18 protein-coding genes and 1 pseudogene are annotated in these 17,659 nt (G+C 39.8%); 9 read left to right on the forward strand and 10 right to left on the reverse strand.

Annotated elements, in window-relative coordinates:
* Positions 1-168 (reverse strand): annotated as a pseudogene (locus LW728_RS16635) (photosystem II q(b) protein); the annotation flags it as partial.
* Between the two features lie 185 nt (positions 169-353).
* Here LW728_RS16635 and cynS point away from each other — a divergent pair.
* Both cynS and LW728_RS16645 read left to right on the forward strand, forming a co-directional pair.
* A complete protein-coding gene (gene cynS / locus LW728_RS16640) occupies positions 354-791 on the forward strand; it encodes a cyanase (RefSeq protein ID WP_061430355.1) in 438 nt (145 codons plus the stop codon).
* 502 nt (positions 792-1,293) lie between these two features.
* A complete protein-coding gene (locus LW728_RS16645; protein WP_223211750.1) occupies positions 1,294-1,728 on the forward strand; it encodes a Uma2 family endonuclease in 435 nt (144 codons plus the stop codon).
* Between the two features lie 3 nt (positions 1,729-1,731).
* Here the strand turns inward: LW728_RS16645 and LW728_RS16650 are convergent, their stop codons facing one another.
* Entirely contained in the window at positions 1,732-2,496 is a 765-nt protein-coding gene (locus LW728_RS16650) for a hypothetical protein (RefSeq protein WP_043996313.1), read from the reverse strand.
* Between the two features lie 453 nt (positions 2,497-2,949).
* Here LW728_RS16650 and LW728_RS16655 point away from each other — a divergent pair, with 453 nt between their 5' ends.
* Complete coding sequence (locus LW728_RS16655; protein WP_287767343.1) at positions 2,950-4,323, forward strand: helix-turn-helix domain-containing protein; 1,374 nt, start codon at positions 2,950-2,952, stop codon at positions 4,321-4,323.
* 44 nt (positions 4,324-4,367) lie between these two features.
* Here LW728_RS16655 and LW728_RS16660 read toward each other — a convergent pair whose 3' ends face one another.
* The 4 genes from LW728_RS16660 to LW728_RS16675 form a co-directional block, all read right to left on the reverse strand.
* Positions 4,368-4,613, reverse strand: a complete 246-nt coding sequence (locus LW728_RS16660; protein ID WP_287077819.1) for a type II toxin-antitoxin system HicB family antitoxin — start codon at positions 4,611-4,613, stop codon at positions 4,368-4,370.
* A 3-nt stretch (positions 4,614-4,616) separates the two neighbouring features.
* Entirely contained in the window at positions 4,617-5,552 is a 936-nt protein-coding gene (locus tag LW728_RS16665) for an SH3 domain-containing protein (protein WP_287767344.1), read from the reverse strand.
* A 1,248-nt stretch (positions 5,553-6,800) separates the two neighbouring features.
* The gene (locus LW728_RS16670; RefSeq protein ID WP_287767346.1) at positions 6,801-8,612 is read right to left on the reverse strand and encodes a sodium:solute symporter family protein; all 1,812 of its coding nucleotides are present in this window, start codon (positions 8,610-8,612) and stop codon (positions 6,801-6,803) included.
* 44 nt (positions 8,613-8,656) lie between these two features.
* Positions 8,657-9,025, reverse strand: coding sequence for a hypothetical protein (locus tag LW728_RS16675; RefSeq protein WP_002803572.1), 369 nt, complete (start codon positions 9,023-9,025; stop codon positions 8,657-8,659).
* Between the two features lie 153 nt (positions 9,026-9,178).
* On the opposite strand from LW728_RS16675, the gene LW728_RS16680 reads away from it, so the two are divergent.
* Entirely contained in the window at positions 9,179-9,352 is a 174-nt protein-coding gene (locus tag LW728_RS16680; protein WP_002791720.1) for a hypothetical protein, read from the forward strand.
* Positions 9,353-9,363: 11 nt separating this feature from the next.
* Here the strand turns inward: LW728_RS16680 and LW728_RS16685 are convergent, their stop codons facing one another.
* A complete protein-coding gene (locus LW728_RS16685) occupies positions 9,364-9,966 on the reverse strand; it encodes a chromophore lyase CpcT/CpeT (RefSeq protein WP_002803573.1) in 603 nt (200 codons plus the stop codon).
* Between the two features lie 77 nt (positions 9,967-10,043).
* The gene (locus LW728_RS16690) at positions 10,044-11,069 is read right to left on the reverse strand and encodes a cyanophycinase (protein ID WP_287767347.1); all 1,026 of its coding nucleotides are present in this window, start codon (positions 11,067-11,069) and stop codon (positions 10,044-10,046) included.
* Between the two features lie 220 nt (positions 11,070-11,289).
* Here LW728_RS16690 and LW728_RS16695 point away from each other — a divergent pair, with 220 nt between their 5' ends.
* Positions 11,290-12,438, forward strand: coding sequence for a substrate-binding domain-containing protein (locus LW728_RS16695; protein WP_287767349.1), 1,149 nt, complete (start codon positions 11,290-11,292; stop codon positions 12,436-12,438).
* A gap of 453 nt (positions 12,439-12,891) precedes the next feature.
* Here the strand turns inward: LW728_RS16695 and LW728_RS16700 are convergent, their stop codons facing one another.
* Positions 12,892-14,121, reverse strand: coding sequence for a site-2 protease family protein (locus LW728_RS16700; RefSeq protein ID WP_287668252.1), 1,230 nt, complete (start codon positions 14,119-14,121; stop codon positions 12,892-12,894).
* A 63-nt stretch (positions 14,122-14,184) separates the two neighbouring features.
* On the opposite strand from LW728_RS16700, the gene ruvA reads away from it, so the two are divergent.
* From ruvA to LW728_RS16720, 4 genes are all read left to right on the forward strand, one after another.
* On the forward strand, positions 14,185-14,814 hold the full coding sequence (gene ruvA, locus LW728_RS16705) for a Holliday junction branch migration protein RuvA (protein WP_287668255.1): 630 nt from the start codon (positions 14,185-14,187) through the stop codon (positions 14,812-14,814).
* A 555-nt stretch (positions 14,815-15,369) separates the two neighbouring features.
* Positions 15,370-15,855: an allophycocyanin subunit alpha gene (apcA, locus tag LW728_RS16710; RefSeq protein WP_002739012.1), complete on the forward strand. Its 486-nt coding sequence runs from the start codon at positions 15,370-15,372 to the stop codon at positions 15,853-15,855.
* A gap of 79 nt (positions 15,856-15,934) precedes the next feature.
* A complete protein-coding gene (apcB, locus tag LW728_RS16715; RefSeq protein WP_002738786.1) occupies positions 15,935-16,420 on the forward strand; it encodes an allophycocyanin subunit beta in 486 nt (161 codons plus the stop codon).
* A gap of 190 nt (positions 16,421-16,610) precedes the next feature.
* Positions 16,611-16,814, forward strand: a complete 204-nt coding sequence (locus LW728_RS16720) for a phycobilisome linker polypeptide (RefSeq protein WP_002739162.1) — start codon at positions 16,611-16,613, stop codon at positions 16,812-16,814.
* A gap of 52 nt (positions 16,815-16,866) precedes the next feature.
* On the opposite strand, the gene msrB is transcribed toward LW728_RS16720, so the two are convergent.
* Positions 16,867-17,283: a peptide-methionine (R)-S-oxide reductase MsrB gene (gene msrB, locus LW728_RS16725; protein WP_287668260.1), complete on the reverse strand. Its 417-nt coding sequence runs from the start codon at positions 17,281-17,283 to the stop codon at positions 16,867-16,869.
* Positions 17,284-17,659 lie beyond the last annotated feature (376 nt).

The following is a 17,659-nucleotide window of genomic DNA, read 5'->3' on the forward strand; positions in this document are numbered from 1 at the left end:
AGGAGCGGCGATAAAGGCGATGATGAAGCAGGTGGTGGCGGTGAGCAGGGTGGGGATCATGATCACACCGAACCAGCCGACATAAAGACGGTTGTTGGTGCTGGTGATCCACTGGCAGAACTGCTCCCACAGGGAAGCGCTTTCGCGCTGTTGTAGAGTTGTAGTCATGGTTGGATAATTTCTGTATGTATTTGGTTGTCAAGGTTCGTTGTTTGACATGAGTTAATACTATCGGCTTTTTATAGTTATGTAAAGGGGTTTTAAGAAATGTTTTTTTATCAATGTCATAACTTCTACTTATATAATTGATGTTCAGGTAAACTAGAAGCAGACAAATTCTGCAAAAATAAGCGATGATACCCGAAATTACTGCAAAACTATTGGAAGCGAAGAAGGAAAAAGGCCTGAGTTTCGCTGACCTAGAAGCGATTCTAGGACGAGATGAGGTGTGGATTGCCGCTGTTTTTTACCGGCAAGCGAGCGCCTCCCCAGAGGAAGCGACGAAAATTGTGGCAGCTTTGGGATTGGGAACCGAAATCATCCCCTCCTTAACCGAGTATCCTGTCAAGGGATTAGGTCCGGTTGTCCCCACCGATCCCCTGATTTATCGTTTCTATGAGATCATGCAGGTGTATGGAATGCCCCTAAAATCGGTAATTCATGAAAAATTCGGCGATGGTATTATGAGTGCGATCGATTTTACCCTCGACGTGGATAAGGAGGAAGACCCTAAAGGCGATCGCGTTAAAATTACTATGTCGGGTAAGTTTTTACCCTATAAGAAGTGGTGAGTCCGGCCAAAGTCAACGGTAAGGAATTTCTATTCCTTGCCGCTCTTGCTATTTTTCTTAACAAAACTTAACAATTGACGGCAAAATTTTGCTTGCTTTTTTTGGCAGATTTTGGGACAATATTTTTAAAAGAGTTTACTAATAATGGAAATATAACCACTTAATAATAAACGCAACAGTCCCATTGTAAGAAAATAATAACCCAAGCCGCCGCAAAAGTCAAGGGATCTCTCCTAATTATGCTGTGAAACTTCTAATTCCTTGAGCGGTGAGGGTTTGGGGAGACTTTTCAGTGATCAGCTTCTGAAGGCAAAAGGCAACAGACAACAGGCAAAAGAAAGAGTCTGACAATTCTCCTGCCTAAAAAGAAGGTTAGAAACTAAGCACATCAAAGCTTTTAGCTTAACCAATTAGGTTTTAGATTCGGTCGAGTAAACAGTAAACAGTATATTTTGAGCCAGAAATACAATCACAAACTCCTCATGAATAGGTTGATGGAAAAATTATTGCTATGATAGTAGGAACACCGACTAATAATCGCATTATTGCTAATTTATTAGTGGCTTTATATACCGCGCTCACAAATCAATGTTATGCCGTTTTTGTCACTGTTCAGCGTTTATGGATACCTGAGCGGCGAATGGCCACTTATCCTGATATTATGGTAATGTCTGAACCTCTGACTTATCAAGAAAGACGCACAGATACTTTTAATTATGATCAAGAAGATAAATTTACTGCTTATCGAACCATTCCAACTTTTCAGGAATATTTATTAATTTCTCAGGAAAAATGTTATATTGAACAGTTTCAAAAAGAAGGCGATTGCGGGTTTTTAAAAGCTTATAAAAATCTTCCTATAATAACTTTAAAATATTTGCGGGTTGAGGTAGAGATAGCAGATATTTATAATAATGTAATCTTCGACAATAGTTAAAATCTATAAGATTTTAATCACAAAAACTAATAAATTTGCTACGTCATTAGCTTTTAAGCCAACATCTTGATAAGGTTCAGCAACCCATTTATTTCTAATATCTTCTTTGCTCATACCTTGAGCAATTAAATCGACAAAATGAACTTCTGATTCATCAAAACGGAGGGCTATTGTTTGGTAATTTTTTTGTTGGTTACTACAGGTTAAAATAAGACGATCAAGACGAATTGTGTAAGTATCCATAAAACCATCTTTATCTTGATCATTTCTAAAGTTTTCAAAAGAAACATATCCCATGTTTAAACCTGGACTCAAAAAAGTTGATAAATTAGTGTCATAATTCTTCAGCTTATGAACTCTTTGACTTTCACTAAGTAAAATGACATCTTCTCTAAAATCATTAAAGTAAATTAAATTTTTTCCATGTTCGAGTGTATCATTATTAATAATCATTATGACAAAAGTAGCAGTATTTCCTCTGAGAAAATGCTGATAACTCTTTTGCAAAAGTTTATTTTTTTCATCCTCCGCAAGATTTTCTAAGGCTACTTTATAGGCTACAGTAGCATCAATAACATCTTTGTTTAAAGGGATCATAATAATTTTAGATGTTAAATTGCTATTGAACCATCCGCAATTGACATCGGCTTCTCTATATTTTAAATTAGCCTCTAAAGCAACCTCTAACGCATCACGCATTTGAGCAATTTTTGATTCCTGCTGTTGCTTATCGTAAAAAGCTTGATCACAGGACGTTAAAGATAACATTAGACTTAGGATAATTGACAACTTGGCAATTTTTATCATTTCATTGTCCTCTATTTAGTAAATTTTATAAGGTCGAAAAATCAGCAAAATCTACTCCTCTATAGATTTAATGTACATCTATAGCGTTTCCTGTTCACAAGAGGTACATTCTCAATCCTGAAAAGCTTAATCAACAAAGGTTAAAGTGTGCCTCGCAGATGCGAGAACCGCTATAACTTAAATAATCAGCCAACAGTAGTACAAAAATGTTATTGCTGATATACTAGAATCTGTACTATCACACATTTTCTTTAGATTGGCTAAATAAAGCCTTGAAACTGCTTAATTACTTAGGATACATCGTAGTCTTGAGTTTAGTCAGTCGGAAAAGTCGGAACTTACAGCCAAACAATTGATCTGAAATATCGGAAATATCAGCTAAAATAAGTAAAAAACTTACCTAATCTATAGTCCATGTTTCAAGCTAATCTATCTAATACGGTGTTAAATCTCTTAGATGAGTTGGTTTTTGCCAAAACAGATCAACATCTAGACTATCTTCAAAAAACTATCTTGCAAGGGACCTTAGAAGGTTACAAATACTCAGAAGTTGCCAAAGAATCTCATCTTAGTGAAGGTCATATTCGAGATAGTGCTTCAGAATTATGGAAAATTTTGTCAGAAGTTTTAGGGGAAGATATTACTAAATCAAATATTAGAGCAGTTTTAAAGAAATCTCAGTTCTATAATCATATTTCATCAGGTAGAGATTTTGTTTCTCTTAATAATGTCAATCTCTGTACTTCTAATCTATCTGCGTCTAATGGCAATAACCACCAATCTCAACCTGACAATAATCGTACCTATTTAGATTTAGGTCATATTCCTGAAATAACTCAATTTTATGGGAGAGTTGCCGAATTAAATAATCTAGAAACTTGGATAGTTGCGGAGAAATACCGTTTGGTTACTGTGTTAGGTTTAAAAGGAATTGGTAAAACCACCCTTTCTTTGAAACTGGTTGATAAAATCAAAAATAGTTTTAATTATGTTATTCGCAGAAGTTTGTATTTTTGTCCAAAATTAGATGAACTTTTAAGTGAAATTTTACCCTCTATCAATCCTCAATTAAAGCTCTCTCAAAGTCTTGACAAGAAATTAAATTTATTCTTAGAGTTAATAAAAAGCCATCGCTGTTTGATTATTTTTGATGATTTACAAAGTCTATTTGACTCTAAAAAACTAGCAGGTAATTATCAAAAAGATTACCAAGATTATCAACTATTGTTTGAAAGCATTGCTGAAGTCAATCATCAAAGCTGTTTACTGTTGTTGAGTCAAGAAAAACCTATTGATACGACTTTTTATGGACAGAAAAATAAATTCATTAAAACATTAATCGTAGAAGGTTTAGAAGAAGATGCAATAGAAATTTTGCGCCATCATAATCTATTAAATGAAGACAGTTGGGAAACCCTAATTAAACGTTATCAAGGTCATCCTCTTTGGTTAGAATTAGTTGCCAGTTTTATTCAAGAGATGTTTTTGGGTAAGGTTGCTGACTTTTTAGAACTTAAATACCCGATTGCCGAAGAAACTTTAGAGCAGACTTTATTAAGTATTTTACAAAGTTTAACAGAATCAGAGAAACTAATGCTAACAGAATTAGCAAATTTCAATCAACCTATTTCCATTAAAGAAATGATGGATCAAACCTCTCTAGATTATACAGATTCTTTGAAAGCAATTCAATCTCTAATCAGACGAATAATAGTGGCAAAAGATGAGAACGCTCTATTATGTTTAAATCCTGTTTTTAAAGCTTATGTAATTAATCATCAAATCTAGATATGAGTCGAAAGCAAGAGAAATTTTAGCTAATTTTATCGCAATCATAATAGTTTACGAAATTCTACGACGGTCAAATAGTTACACCTGCATTTTAATTTCAGGAATTTCCCCATCTTGCCAGCGTTTTTCCAAGGCTGCAAGATACTCATTGCATCTTGTATATTAATTAATGCCTCTTCCTCAGTGTCTCCCTCAGACCAACAACCAGGGAGTGCAGGAACGCCAACAGTAATTCCTTCTTCAGAACGATAAAGGACAATTTTGTATTTCATCACAATAGCGATCACAATTTATCTATAAAGCCGTGATATCATCCAATCAACAAACGACTTTAATGTCTTGAGTATCCCATCAGGCCAGTGTTCTCTTTCTGGTATTGAATCTTCACTATCACCACACTGTTGAACAAGTTTAGCGCCTGTCTCTCTCCCTTGTTGAGATACATATAAATCTCGTCTATCTACAGCTTCTATAATTTTATCTTTATCTGATTTTGGTAAATCTTTCCAACCAGATTCACAATAAGAATCTGGATGTGTTTCATAGGCAAACTTACGAAACTCATCAGATTGAAGCTCTAATTTTGCAAATAATTCAGGATCGGCTTTTAACTTATTTTCCATTTTCTGCTGTAAAGATTTCCCGACATTTTTTAGAAATTCTTGCCCTTTTTTAGTCAAATTAGGATAAGTTTCATTCATAAATCTAGTCAAGTATTTATGTCCAAACTCTAAGTAATAATCTGGTGGTTGCTGGCCAGGATTTCTTTTCATAAAATCGTCGTAGCGAAATTGATAGTAATCTATATTCCCCAATGAGTCTGGTGGATAAGGAGTAGGAATAATAGAACCATAATCAGCGCAATTTGTTGAACTTTTTTCTTCAAAAATATCAATACAGTCAGGCATGACCCATCCTTGTAGTTTAGTATCTTGATCAAATACCAAATACCAAAGATGATCTGCTTCATCTCTAACCCAAGCAAACTTTAAAGAAGGTGGAATCCGAACAACGTCAATATAAGTACCTGATTTCAAACAATGAATAATCTTGGCATTTATTGATGGTTGCATTCGGAAATTAACACAACTACTACCTCTTACTTTATGAGAAGAAGTTTCACCATCAAATTTTTGAGCTAAAACTGGCAAAATTATATTTACGTTAAGAGAAGCTGTTAATAATCCTAACATAATATTGAGATTTAAAATAGATATTTTAATCATAATATAACTCTCCGATTCAAAAATTTAAATTTTCAGGTTTTCCATAAATTGACAGGATTATCAACTAGAAACAGAGTAACCATTCAGGGATAGTATCATCTACTGCCAATTCCCAAGCTTCCTATGGAGAAATTAAATCTCCAGTGATCTTCCAAATTCCGCTCTACTCTCTGATGAATGGCTATTCGCTCACCGATGAGTAGGGATTCCCTGTTTTTTTAGATTACCTAAATCAAGCCTTGAAATTGCTTGATAACTTAGGATACATCACAGTCTTGAGTTTAGTCAGTCGGAAAAGTCGGAACTTACAGCCAAACAATTGATCTGAAATATCGGAAATGTCAGCTAAAATAAGTAAAAAATTTACCCTGACAGGGGTACATAAAAGGCTATAACCTAGACAGGACAAGCTTTTTTGCAATGGAATCTGTAAAATTCGGAGGATGAAAGAATAGCAACAATAGTACCAGTATCAATCAAAATAGGACTCACTTACCCAATCCCTCCAAGTAATCTTTATTGGTACTCAAGTCGGATGGCAAATCCTCAGTCACTCCAATAATTACCAAGTTGCGAGCTAAGTCATAGGAACTTTCTTGGGAATTGGCTATTTGAAAATAAACTTGTAGTGCTTCTCTGACTATCTCAGATTCAGTCTTATTCCGTCTGCGGGAAAGACGACTTAAGATGGATTGTTCTTATTCGTCAAGACGGATGGTGATTCGTAAAGATTTCATCTCTGATATTATCTCATTTTTGTTTAACTATTTTAGACGAGAATCAGGAGTACCAAATATTAGAAAAGCGCCTGGGAGTCTGGCCGTGTTTGGGAGTATCCCATTTATGCAAAGCACAATTTTGTATTTCATCATAAGTTCCTTCTAGATAGCACTTCATTAAGAAGTGGTGAGTACGGCCAAAGTCAACGGTAAGGGATTTCTATTCCTTGCCGCTCTTGCTATTTTTCTTAACAAAACTTAACAATTGACGGCGAAATTTTCCTTGCTTTTGTCGTGAGATTTTGGGATAATATTTTTAAAAGACTTTATTCATAATGGGAATCCAAGCACTTCATAATAGACACAACCATCCGATTATAAAATAATCATAACCCAAGCCGCCGCCAAAGTCAAGGGATCACTCCTAATTAGGGTCTGCTGAAAAAGTTTTTCGTGGGGACAGGGTGTGGGGAATTATCAATTGGGGAGTGGGAAGACAGTAAACTGATAACTGATAACTGATAACTGATTAACCTAAATCTCGGTCTTTAGTGACGGTAATTTCCTTAGATAAATGTCGATACCAAGTAAAATAGAGACCGATAGAAAGCAAAAGAAAAACCAAAGCCAAAATCTTCAAACTTTGCCACTGCTTGATGATTAAAACAATCCCCATCATAAAGAGGACTAATTGCCAAGGAACGGTGAGAAAAGCGGCGATGATATCCCGTTGATTTTCCGCTTTAATTTTTGCCTGTAGGTTAGGTTTAACACTGTGACGTACTTCTCCCCAAAAGCCAAAAGGTCGGGTAATATTATAGAAATTTTCCATAACTAAACTATCGGTGGGAGGAGTTAACAAAGTAGCGATAATACAGCCAGCTAAAGCGAACAAACTCGGCACAAGAAAGAGAATATATTCCTGATATTGACTGTGACGAAAGAAAGGTAAAATTATCACTTGTGAGGCAATAGCCGCAATCATTCCCGCTAAAGTTCCCACGGCAAAACCATAACCATTAAAGCGCCACCAATACCAACGTAATAGGAGAGGAACTGCTAATCCCACCCCTAATCCCGTGGTTAACCAACCCCAAATATCATTGACATTTTGGATATTAAAACTCAAAACTAGGCCAATTACTACCACAAAAACCGAGGCCAAACGACCTTGAAAAACTAACTCCTGTTCTCCCGCATTCGGTTTCAAAAAAGCTTGATAGATATCTTTGACCCAATAGGCAGCACTAGCGTTAATAACTGCGTTAAAAGTGGACATAGCTGCCGCTAAAAAAGCAGCAATTAATAACCCTTTCATCCCCACGGGAACGTATTGAGTAATCACCGTGGCCAGAATTCTTTCCGGATCTGTAATCGTGCCTTTAGTTAAACCGTAGTGAATGCCTAAAACCGCAAAAGCTGTGACTAGAGGCCAACGGAAAGAAAGCAGAATAATCCAGAATAAAGATAATAAACCGGCATCTCGATCGCTTTTGGCCGCTAGGTATCGTTGTAACATATAACCACCGCTGCCGCTGCAACCTTCGATGATGGTTTTAACTAAATAAAAGAAAATCACCCCACCAAACAAATTAAAGATGGCATAATCTCCGGGTAAATCCAAAGTCATCGAAGGAAAAATACTAGCCCAGTCGCTTAAATTCCAGGTTTTTGGCTCCGCTGCCCCCGGAATTGCTACCGTGAAACTATCAGGAAGATTGACAGTAAAAAAAGCCACTGTCGATACATAAATTACCGCCACAAAAATCAGAAATCCTTGAAATAAATCGGTAATTACTCCACCATAAAAACCACTGGCCACCGTATAAATCAAGGTTAGAAGAATTAATATCACCGAAGCAAGACGATCATCCATGCCCAAAAACTGCCCTAAAAATTTCCCCCCCGCAACGGAGAAATAACTCATCGCACCGATAGAGAATAAGAGAGTGGCGACGGCGCTAATAATTCGGGCAAAATTCCCCTGTTTTCCTGGTCCAAAGCGAAATTTCATCCATTCCGCCATGGTCATAACTTGGGCGCGGCGATTCCATTTGCCCATAAAAGCCATGAGAAAGGCCATAATTAGGACAACACCGCCCCGGATTTCGATAAATAGTCCTTTAGGACCGACCGCGTAAATTAGGGCAGAAATGACCATAGTTCCCGCTAAATCGGTGTTAGCCGCCATTCCCGACACCCCTAACATCCACCAGGGCAAATTGCGATTACCTAAAAAGTAGGATTCTAGACCTTGAGAAGCTTTTTTCTCGGCTATAATCCCGATTATTAGGGTTGCTGCCAGATACAGCAGCACAATTACATAATCAATTAACTGCATAGTTTCAGATCAATTTAACTTTCGATCGTTATAGCATCAATTGACTACGATTTCTGGCTAACGGTTTCTTTTTCTAAGATTTGCACCCGTTGCTCTAGCTTTTTTAAATCTTCCTTTAATTCAATTACTAAAGTAGCTAAACGCTGGAACAGTGGGTCACTTTCCCCGACTACTTCCCCATTTACTATACCCGTTCCCGATCGCCGTTGGGGAATCGGAGCGGCATTTTCCCCGCGGATGGATATTCCTCGGACCTGACTTTCAAGACGCTCGACTCGATTGCGGAGACTAATTAACTCCGATCTTACCGCCGTATCCGATTGTGCTTTGCTGGCATTAACAAAACTCAGTATTAGCAAAAGGGAGATAATCAGCGTTAAAAAGCCATAAAAAGATATTTTAGCTAATTTCATCGATTTTAACCCCTATCTATCTTACCCAACTTAATGTTAAGAAACGTGGCTAAATCTAAAGCTTAATTGCAATTCCGCCCCCGGGTGATTAGTGGCTCAAAAGAGGATGATAAGGTAAAAAACACGATTTTGTCGAAATTTGGCCTTATCTCTATGTATAAAAACTCGGATAAAGATTTTCTCGGAGCGGCAATCACAGCCGGTTTAGGTGCGGGAATCGTCACTTCTTTTGCTGTCAATCAAGGACAAGACATCGGTACAGCTTTAGGAATTACCGCTTTAGCGGCTCTTTGCGGTGTCATCTGCCGTCATTTTGACCTAATGTGATGCAATCTTCCTCACACCTCCAATTCTGCCGAAAAATCCCGTTTTTTCTCGTATTGATAGGGACCGAGCAGAGCGCCCCAAATTCCCTTACCGGTGCCGGGATCTAGGCCTTTATCGTAGGTTTTTAGGCTATCACTCGTCACCTCGAAACCTAAAGCCACCTGATAGGTTGTCCCCTCATAGGTAAATTTACAGCGCTGTTCCGGTTGCGGTTGGGCGATAAACTGGTATTGATTATCAGCGAGAGTATGGACTTTGACCGCTAAAGTGCAAGTAGGCAGGAAAGTTAGGTCTTCTAAGCTAATTTTTCGCAAAATATCGGGATTTTTGCCCGCACCTTGCACGGATTTCAGGTCATTAAACATATAATGCCTAACCTCTAACCCTCCCGATTCCGAGTGCGTTAATCGCCACAGTCGCGGTCGGTAGGGTTGGTCTAAATTGATTATACTGGCCTGTTCGGCAAAAAGAGCGATGCTGTCTTCCCGAAATAAAGGCAGCGGACGCAACCATAAACGCAGGTGAACATACCACACCGGTTCTGCTTGCGCTTGCCGTTGATTTTCAAATTCACCCGCGAGATACCGACCGAAAGTGATTAATTCAGGGGTCATAGCTCAAAAAATTCTCCGTATTGCCTCAAAATTAATCCTAACACCCATAGAACTCACTTTTTTGACAAAAATGACCTTCAGGTTACTGGGGCCCGCTTAAACCCAGCTATTCCCCCTTTAGTGTACCAATATTCCCAGCGACCGCCAGCAGCACTAGACCAATCCTTGAGGTCAAATTCACCGCTGCCGGAGGGAGTTCCTGCGATGCGGTAGACTTTCACCGCTTGACCGTTATTATTCCAGATTAAAGGCCGATCCGGCTCCATCTGTTCGGGTAGAGTCCCGTTAGTTTGCAGAAAATAGGCATCTTGTCCCTTATCGGTGCCGTTGCCGTAGACTTTGGCGATACCATGCTCATCGATCGCCAGAAAAGCTCCTTCTTCTAAACCGATAGCGTAGGCAGGTAGTTGATTGTGATTATCGTGTACATTGCGGGCTAAAAAACCAAAAAGGCGACCATATCTTGTTTCGGGATGATCTTGATTGAGTCGATCCAAATGGGTATCTGTCACCACTTTTTTGAGAAAAGGAACCCGAATAAAATCACTCCGATAGAAGTCTTTAGTGTTGAAGTGAAAGGGATTATTTAATATTTCCGAACTCAGTACCCCTTCGTGAGTGGGCGCATAGTAAAAATCACCCAGAATAGCCATTCCTGCGCTGGTTCCCGCCACGGGGACTTTTTTGTCATTGATCAGATAATTGATCGCTGTTTCCACCTTTGTGCTTTCCCACAAATCCTCGTACTGATTTTGATCACCACCGGCAAAAAAAAGAATATCGGCATTACGAATATATTCGATAACATCAGGATGATTTGCCCCTTCACGACTATCAATTGATAGTTCCGCCGCCGAGCCGATCAGGGAGGGATAATTGTCGCAAATCCAATCGGCTTGACTGCCAAGATCGCCAAAGCGCAACACTAAGTAATTACCGCCTTTAGCTCGATTTAATAACCATGTGGTCGCTTGATCTTCTCCTAATTTACCTCCTTCCGCTCCCCCGATTAATAAAATACCCGATCGATGTTTTACAGACTGAAAATTGGCTTTTCCACAACGACAAGAATAATGGAAATCTCGATTATGATTGTCGAACATAGTCTTATACCCTCGCCCCTGAGCTTACTGCTTCTATCCTAGCTTCAACTAGGACAAAATCAGAGTTTTCTACCATAAAAGTTAACAACAAAGCCGATCTATAGCTGAAATCGGTAGCGGCAAAACTCCCTAGTTTACATTCTGTTAAAAATCGTCCTATAATAATTCAAGGCTAGAAACTGGCAATTATTACTGTTGAAGTTGGAAATCGGCGGGCGATATGTTAAATAGACGTTCTTTTTTGCAAGGATTAGGTACAATCGCCTTAGCGGGGGGTTTAAGTGGCTGCGCTTCCAGAAGCGGCGATCCGAGTATTTTTCTACTCTCCGGTTCGATTCCGCCGCGATTACTAACAGATTTTCAGAAAACTATTGCCGAAAAAAAAGTCAATTTTCAGTCGGAAAGGCAGCTGAAAGAGCTGTTAAAATTGTTGGAAAAATGGTTAAAAAATCAGGATCAACCAGCCTCACAATTTCCGATTCCTATCCCTTTTAGGGAACAAAACCCAGCGATGGGTAATTTAGTCACCCTAGGGGATGCTTGGCTAGGAAAAGCGATTAGCAACGGCTTAATTCAACCCCTAGATACTTCTCAACTCTCTAATTGGTCAAAACTGCCCCCCCGTTGGCAAGAAAACATGACTCGCAATGGCCAAGGACAACTGCAAACAGAGGGAAAAGTCTGGGGTGCGCCCTACCGTTGGGGAATGACAGTAATTGCCTATAATGAGGAAAAATTCGCTCAATTTGACTGGCGACCACAGGATTGGTCTGATTTATGGCGACCGGAATTAACCGGTAAAATTGCCCTAATTGATAATCGTCGCGAAGTCATCGGTTTAACCCTAAAAAAATTGGGTTATTCTTATAATTCTAGTGATTTAAAGCAAGTTATGGGACTAAAAGACCAGCTATTCGCTTTACAAAAACAGGTAAAATTTTATAGTTCTCAACATTATTTACAACCCCTGATACTCGGTGATGTCTGGGTGTCTGTGGGTTGGTCTAATGATATTTTACCAGTGAGCAATCGCTATAATAAAATTAAAGTTGTTGTCCCCAAATCTGGTACTTCTCTCTGGTCGGATGTGTGGGTAAAACCAGTTTTAACTACTCCTAATTCTCTTGTCCAGCAATGGATTGATTTTTGTTGGCAACCAGAATCCGCCACTAAAATTTCTTTATTTACCTCTGGATTATCACCCCTAATTCTCACTGAAAATCCCGACCAAATTTCCCCAGATATTAGAAATAATCCTTTACTTGTCAATCCAGAAGCAGTCAAAAAAAGCGATTTTCTCAACCCTTTATCGCCAGCAACCGAGCAAGAATACGAGCAATTATGGCAAGCAATGCGACAGTTAGTATAGTCAGGAGATACTAGACAAAATTCTGCGGCTTGTCTCTTTGTGTCCTCTGTGCCTCTGTAGTTTAAAAAATGCTTATTGCCTGATCTCGAAATCAGACCAAAAAGGAATAGTTTTAAAGCAACAGGAGATACTAGGCAAAATTCTGTGAGTCGGAAACTTAACACTGATAACTCATAAATTATACTTTCCTGAAAACCATTTGTATATAAGGCATAAAATGCTCGCATTAAATACAAGACTAAGAAATTCAGAATATCTGTTTGCTTGTAAATTTGATGATGATCCTCCGAGCATTGCTTGTATATGGTTATTAACTTCTGGAGCAATTAAAGTTATATAAGCGGCGACAACAAGGATAAATCCTAACAGATAGCGATTAGACTGATTCATCAATATTGAGGTAAAAACTACATTTACCTAACTGATAACTGATAACTGATAACTGATAACTGATTAAGCGGCTTGACTTTGGGTTTCTTGCGCGAGAAAAGTAAGGATAGAAGCTTTCTCAATTAGCCCCAAAACCGTGCCGTTTTCTTCCACCACTGTCACTTGAGATAAATTTTCTCCTTCCAAAATTTTCACCACATCTAGGAGGGAAGTATTAGACAAAACCAGTTTGAGACTTTCGCTAGTTTGTAATAACCGGCCGATATTTACCTGGGTCCATTGGGAAGTGGGAATCGTTTTCAGATCCTCTACATTAATCACTCCTAATAGTTTACCTTCGCTATCGGTAACTAGGAATTTAGACCATTGTTGTTTACCGATAACATAATTATTAGCAAACTCGCGCAGGGTTAAATTAATCGGAACTACAGGACTATTAGGAGAGATAACATCTTTAGCGGTGTAGCGACTTAGGAAATCTTGAACCTTAGCTGATTGAGCGGAAAAGCCAGCGTTTTGTAGGAGGAAAATGCCAATTAATAGCGTCCAAAAACTGCCAAATTGACTGATTCCGAGAATTGATAGCGCACCGATGACAATCGCTAACCAACCAAAAAATTGACCGAAACGACTAGCGAATAAAACCCCTTTATTGGGATTACCCGTTACTTGCCAAACGATGGCTTTAAGGATATTACCACCATCTAAAGGTAAACCAGGGATCAGGTTAAATAACCCCAGGGCGAGGTTGATATAGGCAAGCAGAGAAAGAATCGCCGCCATGGGCGCATTTAAGCTAATATTGGAACCAATAATTAGGAAGATACCAAAGAGCAGTAAACTAACTAAAGGGCCAGCAATTGCTACTAGAAAAGCTTCTAGGGGAGTTTTCGATTCTCTGCCGAGAGTTGCCAAACCACCGAATAAAAAGAGGGTAATTGATTTGACTTCAATACCTTGGGCGATGGCAACAAAACTATGACCTAATTCGTGGGCAACCACGGAGGCAAATAGGAGAATAGCGGCAAAAAATCCTAAGAGCCAGGGCATGATTCCCGTTAACTGGGGAAACTGACTTAAATCTCCCCCATAGGTTAAGGTAATTAACCCCAGAACGAAGAACCAAGAAGGATTAATATAAAAGGGAATTCCAAAGAGATTCCCGACTCTAATGTTGCCATTCATTTTGTATCTTCTCCAATTATTGGGGACTAACGCCAAGAAGATTAGGTTATCAATTACGCCATTCACTTCTGTTAACAATTGTAACAAAAATGAAAATCTCCCCGGCATTCCTTCAGGGAGTAAAAACCGTCATCCCTGTGGTTCGGTTATTTTCGTAGGAGAATTAAATCAATGATTAATTATTTACGCGGACAAGCGATCGAGGTGATCAAAACCCCTAATAACCGACTAATCTTGATTTTAGACGTAAACCAGATCGGTTACGAAATCCAAATTCCCTCGCGATTAGCCCTAGACATCGGCAACGATAACAATGATAGTTGTCGGATTTTTACTCACCTACTCCTTCGCGAGGAGCAGCCTTTATTATACGGTTTCGGCACCGCCCCAGAGCGAGATCTGTTTCGTCAACTGCTTTCCGTCAATGGAGTTGGGGCGCAATTAGCCCTAGCTTTAATCGATACCTTGGGGATTGAGGAACTTGTGGTGGCGATAGTGACAGGAAATACCAAAATTTTGAGCAAAACCCCCGGAGTCGGCTTAAAAACAGCAGAAAGAATCGCTTTGGAGTTAAAAACTAAATTGGCAGCATGGCGACAACTAAGAGAAGCGACGACGACAACCACGGCAATACTACCGGCAGCGGAAATCCTCGAAGATGTGCAGATGACCCTTTTAGCTTTAGGATACAGCCGAGAGGAAATCGATCGAGCTATCGCAGTCCTCAGTCAAGATGCTTTATTTAGTAAAAATACTCAGCCAGAAGACTGGATTAAAGGGGCAATTAATTGGCTAGGGTGAATCAGTCGTCAGGAGTCACGAGACAGGAGACAGCCTTTTCAGTTATCAGTTATCAGTGATCAGTTATCAGATGCGAGTTTTCAGTTCACTAGACATCTCCAAAAATTATAACCCAATCACAGCTTGTTTTTGGTTTATGTACTAACTAAGTAGTTCGATGCCCAAAATGTATATCTATCGTTGCTAATTCAATTTCATTGAAAAAATATGAGGCAATTAAAATCATTTTTATTTGGGTAGATTCCTTAACTAGAGAGACTTTTAGCCTTGAGATAATGTTAGATCGAGGTTCACTGATTACTGATTACTGTTTACTGTTCACTGACAAATCGCTCCCCACTTCCCCACTCCCTTCTTCGGGCAAATGTTAAAAAGTATTACGAAAATAGTGAGAAGGTGAACCAGATGCCGCAAAATAGCTGCGTTAGGTCGCTCTAGCTAGGGAAGTCTTGAGACGCTGAGGCGGAAACGAGATAACTTAAGCGTAGTGACCACAACTGCTATAAAATGTCAGATTAAGTTTATTAATCTCACTTAGTTGGGAGGAATCCATCAATGAGTATCGTCACGAAATCGATCGTGAATGCTGATGCTGAAGCTCGTTACCTCAGCCCCGGCGAACTAGACAGAATTAAAGCCTTCGTTGGCAGTGGTGCCGCTCGTTTACGCATCGCTGAAACCCTGACCGGCGCTCGCGAAACCATCGTCAAACAAGCTGGCGATCGCTTATTCCAAAAACGTCCTGACATCGTTTCCCCCGGTGGCAACGCTTACGGCGAAGAAATGACCGCTACCTGTCTGCGTGACATGGACTACTACCTACGTTTAATCACCTACGGAGTAGTCGCTGGTGATGTCACCCCGATTGAAGAAATCGGTTTGGTCGGTGTGCGTGAAATGTACAAATCTTTAGGAACCGACATCGGTGCCGTAGCTCAAAGCGTTCGCGAAATGAAAGAAGTTGCTACCGGTCTTATGTCTTCTGACGATGCTTCTGAAGCTTCTTCCTACTTCGATTACGTGATCGGCTCTATGTCGTAGAATAATTCCTTTGTGAATCGTTCTAGACACACCCCTCGTAAACCTCTTAAGATTAAGCAAAACCCAAGGAAGAACCACCATGCAAGACGCAATTACTTCTGTTATCAACTCTGCTGACGTTCAAGGCAAATACCTTGACGCTTCTGCTCTCGGCAAACTGAAAGGCTACTTCGCCACCGGTGAACTGCGCGTGCGCGCCGCTAGTGTCATTAGCGCCAACGCTGCCGGTATCGTTAAAGAAGCTGTGGCTAAGTCCCTGTTATACTCTGACGTAACCCGTCCCGGTGGTAATATGTACACCACCCGTCGTTACGCCGCTTGTATCCGTGACCTCGACTACTATCTCCGTTATGCTACCTACGCTATGTTAGCTGGAGATCCTTCTATTCTCGACGAGCGCGTTCTCAACGGCCTGAAAGAAACCTACAACTCTTTAGGTGTACCCATCTCCTCCACCGTTCAAGCTATCCAAGCGATGAAAGAAGTCACCGCTAGTTTAGTTGGTGCTGATGCGGGTAAAGAAATGGGGATTTACTTCGACTACATTAGCTCTGGCTTAAGCTAGAAGTAACGAACTCGGACAAAATAGGGTTCGGGAAGCCGAGGATGAGTGCTAGGTCTTTAAAGGCTGAATCTGTCCAAGATAGGTTTTGACGAGCTAGTATTGATCCTTGACTCCCGACCTTTGTTATTTTAGGAAAAAGCCTTCGTTAGTTTAAGCGACAAGTTTTTCAGCGATTAGGAGAAATCAATCCATGCGGATGTTCAAAATCACCGCTTGTGTTCCTAGCCAAAGCCGCATTCGGACACAACGGGAATTACAAAATACCTATTTCACCAAACTCGTTCCCTACGATAATTGGTTTCGTGAGCAACAACGCATCATGAAAATGGGCGGCAAAATTGTCAAAGTGCAGTTAGCTACTGGCAAACCAGGGACTAATACAGGTTTACTGTAATTGGCTGCCACTGGAACTTAAAAAAAGAGGTCTGGAAAGACCTCTTTTTGCTTTAGGGATTTTTTTCAAACTGCAAAGCGGCAGAGTTGAGACAATAGCGTTTTCCCGTCGGGGGTGGACCATCATTAAAAACGTGACCGAGATGAGCATCACAGGTGGCACAAACAATCTCTGTCCGCACCATGAAAAAGCTAACATCTCGTTCGTACTTAATATTAGCATCGTTAGCAGCAGTCCAGAAACTCGGCCAACCAGTACCCGAATCATACTTGCTGTCAGAAGTAAATAACTCCGTACCACAGCAGACACATTTGTAAATACCTTTTTCTTTATTATCGTGATATTTACCCGTAAACGCCCGTTCTGTTCCCTTTTTGCGGGTAACTTGGAACTGTTCGGGAGTTAGCTGGTCCCGCCATTCTGCCTCGGTTTTACGAACTTTTTCTACCATAGTCATCACAACCGCCATTATGATTAAATTTCTCTTTTTAGTCTAACCTGAGTTCGAGATCTGGGTTTTTTTCATAAATATGAAGTATGACCTGATTTGGCATCGGCTTCTGATGACGGACTCCCAAAAAGGAAAAGTTGGTCAGGGAACCCTATAAACTTAGCATAAGCTGAACTTATATCTTCAACAAGTAATACTGAATGTCAAACCCCTTTACAAACCGATACAAAGTCTTTAAGATAAAGACATTATAAATCGTACCTCGATAACTTAATAGGAATCATAAACCAATGACCACCACCTTACAACAGCGCGAGAGCGCTTCCCTGTGGGAGCAGTTCTGCCAGTGGATTACCAGCACCAACAACCGTCTTTATGTCGGCTGGTTCGGTGT

The organism is Microcystis sp. 49638_E5, from assembly GCF_021300285.1.
Taxonomy (GTDB): Bacteria; Cyanobacteriota; Cyanobacteriia; order Cyanobacteriales; family Microcystaceae; genus Microcystis; species Microcystis aeruginosa_C.